This is a genomic window from Natrinema soli, assembly GCF_028618695.1.
Genome location: NZ_JAQIVI010000704.1, coordinates 1 through 3,665, shown reverse-complemented (window position 1 = coordinate 3,665; position 3,665 = coordinate 1). Strand labels below are relative to the sequence as shown.

Here is a 3,665-nt window from a genome sequence, read left to right as displayed (position 1 = left end):
TCTACCGCGCTCGGTCGCGTCCTCGGAGACGTCGATCCGCTCACGAAGGCGATCGAGTCCGCGCGAACCGGGCCCGCGAAACGCGTAGAACAGGACGAACGCGCCGAGCGTGCCGCCGACGGTCGCCGCCCCGACGAAGACGACGAGGGAGATGGGGTCGACGATCAGCAGTGCGGCCGCGGCCGGAACGACGACCTCGCTCGGGAAGAACGGAAAGAGCATCGAGGTCTCGAGAAACGTAAAGAGCAGCAGTGCGAGCGGGCCGTACAGCTGAATGAATCGCAGTGCTGCCGTCCCGAGATCCGCCATAAGCGGTCTAGGTAGCAGTGACGTATTACTGTTCGGACAACGCTCTCGAGGCACCTCTCAGGGGCGGACGCGGTAGCGGCGACGGCGCTCGAGTGCGATCCACGCGACCGGTGGTTGTGTGTTCCGACCGAGCACTTAGTGGCTCCGATCCAGTAGCACGGAGAACGGCGTATGCGCGAACTCCGAATCGACGGACTACATCCGCTCGTTACGGACGATCGATCGCCTGATTCACCGGAGCGCCTGCCGAACCGCGTCAGCCAGCGCGTTCACGCGGGTGACGTGTTCGTAGGACCCCTCGCGAACGCCGTTCGTCACGTACGAGAAGCCGATGTTTTCCTCGGGATCCGCCCAGCCCACGCTACTCCCGAGGCCGGCGTGGCCGAAGACGTGCTCTGGCGAGAGCGAGCCGTAGGGCGCGACCGTGGTGCCACCTTTCCAGAAGCCGAGCGCGAACCGCGCTTCCCGGCCGATCGTGCCGTCAGCGTCCGTCTCGGCCTCGAGGCGCGTCATCCGCTCGACGGTCTCGGGCTCGAGGAGCCGCGTCCCCTCGAGTTCGCCGCCGTTGGCGAGACAGGCGTAGAATCTGGCCATGTCGCCCGCGGTCCCGATGCCGTTGGCGGCGGGGATCACGGCGCGGTGGATCGCCTCCGAATTGAACGGGACTGCGACCTCGGCGTTTTTTCCGAGTCCCTCGCCGGGGTCGCGACAGCGGTCGAACGGCTCGAAGCCGACCAGCGTCGCCACGTCGTCGTCCTCGTCCTCCCGGAGGCCGATTCCGGTGTCGTCCATGCCGAGCGGGTCGAAGACGCGCTCGGCCGCGGCCGCTTCGATCGGCGTTCCCGAAACGCGCCGGACGAGTTCCCCGACGAGCCAGCCGAACGTCAGGGCGTGATAGGCCGGCGTCTCCCCCGGCGGGAAGTTCGGCTCCATCGCCTCGAGTTGCTCCACCGCGGCGTCCCAGTCGCCCCAGAGATCGGGCCGGTCGTCGATCTCGCCCCGATTGAGTCCCGCGGTGTGGCTGAGCACCTGCCGGACGGTGATTTCGGCCTTTTCGGTCCCCTCGGCGGCGAACTCGGGCCAGTGATCGACCACCCGGTCGTCGTACGCGAGTTTCCCCTCCTCGACGAGGGAGTGCAACGTGACGGCCGCGTAGGGCTTCGTACTCGAGAAGAGGACGTGGCGCGTCTCGCGGGTCTCTTCCGGACCGTCCGGCGCTGCGACGCCGCCCGCGAGGTCGATCACGGGCTCGCCGTCGACGGAGACCGCTAGCTGCGCCCCGTGGTGGAGCCCGGCCTCGAGGTGACGATCGAAGAGATCGGCGATGCGCTCGCGATCCGATTGGCCAAGTCGTGACATACCATCATCATCCAGCGGCGGGGTTGTAACCGTTCCCCCCGTCGATCCGAGCGTGACGCCGGATCCGTTCGGGACCGACGGAAGAAACGAGGAGGTCGAACTGACCGTGTTCGGTTCGAGGAACTAGTCGCCGGGCGACGATCCGGGACGATATGATCGGCTGATGGCCTTCCAGTGGCCGGTCGAAAACCGGTAGTACGTGACGACGGCGGGAACGAGCGTCTCGAGGACCAACGCGGCGTAGAGCGCGCCGATCCCCAGCGGCGTGACGACCTCGAGGGCCGGAATCGGGACCGAGACCGCACCGAGGAAGGCGACGGGGAGTGCAGCGCCGTAGAGACCGAGCACCTGCCCGTAGAACGGCCAGCGGGTGTCGCCGCTGGCGCGAAGCGGTCCGGTCGCACCGCTGCTCACACCGCGGAAGACGACGCTGACGCAAGCGACCGCGATGAACGCGGTCACGAGCGGCAGGATCGACGGGTCGTCGACGAAGATGCGACCGACCTGTTCGGCGAAGAGGAGGACGATTGCCCCACTGACAAGGTAGACGCCGGTCCCGAACCAGAGGACCTCGTGGCCGTACGTGTCGGCGTCCCGTTCGTCACCGGTGCCCAGTTCCTGCCCGACGAGACTGCTCGAGGCGAGCGAGAAGCCCCAGCCGGGCGTATCCATCAGATCCCGGACGCGGCGAGCGACGACGTAGGCGGCGAGCACGTTCGGTCCGAAGAGGGCGACGATCGCGAGCATCGGAAACTGCGCCGCTCGTCGGGCGATATTCGTGAAGACGAGCGGCGTCCCGATATCGAGGATGGTCCGAATTTCGCCGATCGTCGGACGCGGCCACGCCCCGTCGATGGTGACGGGGAACTCGCCGATCAGCGGGAGTCGGCCGACGGTGAATCCGGTGACGAACGCGGCCAGGACGAGCACGTTCGCGACGACGGTCCCGATGGCCGCGCCGACGACGCCCAGCTCGAGGCCGAAGATCAACACCGCGTTGATGCTCACGTTGACCACCGCACCGCCCGCTCGAAGCATCATCGGCGTCCACGCATCGTCGGCACCGACGAGCGCCCGGCTGCCGATGAGGTTCAGTCCCGCGAACGGGACCCCGATCGCCACGACTCGGAGGTAGTCCGCCCCGTAAGCGATCGACGCGGGATCGTTACCGACGAGCGCGATCAGTCGTTCGGGAACCGTTCCGTACAGCGCGGCGAGCGGAAGCAACAGTGCGACGACGATGACGCCGCTCGCCGTGACCGCCAGCGTCACGCCTTTCGCCGTCCCGCCGCTGTACCGCTGGGAGACCAGGCTGATCGTCGCACCGGCGATCCCGCCACCGATCGCGAACGCGATCGCCCAGTAGGGAGTTGCGAGTCCGACGCCCGCGATCGCCGCCGGTCCGAGAGCGATTCCGACCATCGCGATGTCCGCCGCCGACTTCGACATCCGGGCGATCCCCGTGACGATCCGCGGCCAGGCGAGGTCAGTCGTCCGCTCGACGTGTCGGGGATCGATGACCCCGAGCCGTGCGAGCAGGTAGCCGACCGCCAGCAGGAACCACCGGAAGGGGTTCGGGACGGCGTTCCATCGGAAAGACACGGACGACGGTCAGTGATCCGGCGCTAAAACCCTTCATATTCCGACATTTATAATCAAAGATCCGCCTATTTAGCGGTATCAAATACTTCATACCGGTCATTTCGTCACGGTCGTTCGGTGATGAATAACAGGTGACGAACGACGCGATGGGAGCCGTTCCCGTCGGAAGCGTCCCGAGCTGCGGGATCATCGGGTCGGGGAAGCGATCCAGGGTGGGACCACGGGCTCGTTCGGCCGACGTTTTTACCCTCGGCACGCGAAGAGCCGCTATGAACCGCAAGGAGTTTCGCGATCTCGCTTCCCCCGACGAGGCCCGCGAGGCGATCGACTCGCTCTCGCTCGAGCGCGGCATCGAGCGCGTCCCGCTCGAGGACGCGCGCGGTCGAGTGCTCGTC

The 3,665-nt window shown here is 67.0% G+C and carries 3 protein-coding genes; all 3 read right to left on the bottom strand.

The window, feature by feature from the left end:
- Positions 1-309: DedA family protein (locus PGX04_RS30470; RefSeq protein ID WP_377043735.1), on the bottom strand; the 309-nt coding region annotated here is incomplete at its 3' end.
- Positions 310-540: 231 nt separating this feature from the next.
- A complete protein-coding gene (locus tag PGX04_RS30465; protein WP_273741907.1) occupies positions 541-1,668 on the bottom strand; it encodes a serine hydrolase domain-containing protein in 1,128 nt (375 codons plus the stop codon).
- 123 nt (positions 1,669-1,791) lie between these two features.
- Entirely contained in the window at positions 1,792-3,270 is a 1,479-nt protein-coding gene (locus PGX04_RS30460; RefSeq protein ID WP_273741906.1) for an MATE family efflux transporter, read from the bottom strand.
- Between the last annotated feature and the right edge of the window lie 395 nt (positions 3,271-3,665).

Excerpts from the sequence above, each read along its gene's own strand:
- PGX04_RS30465 (WP_273741907.1), bottom strand. The coding sequence starts at position 1,668 with ATGTCACGACTTGGCCAATCGGATCGCGAGCGCATCGCCGATCTCTTC.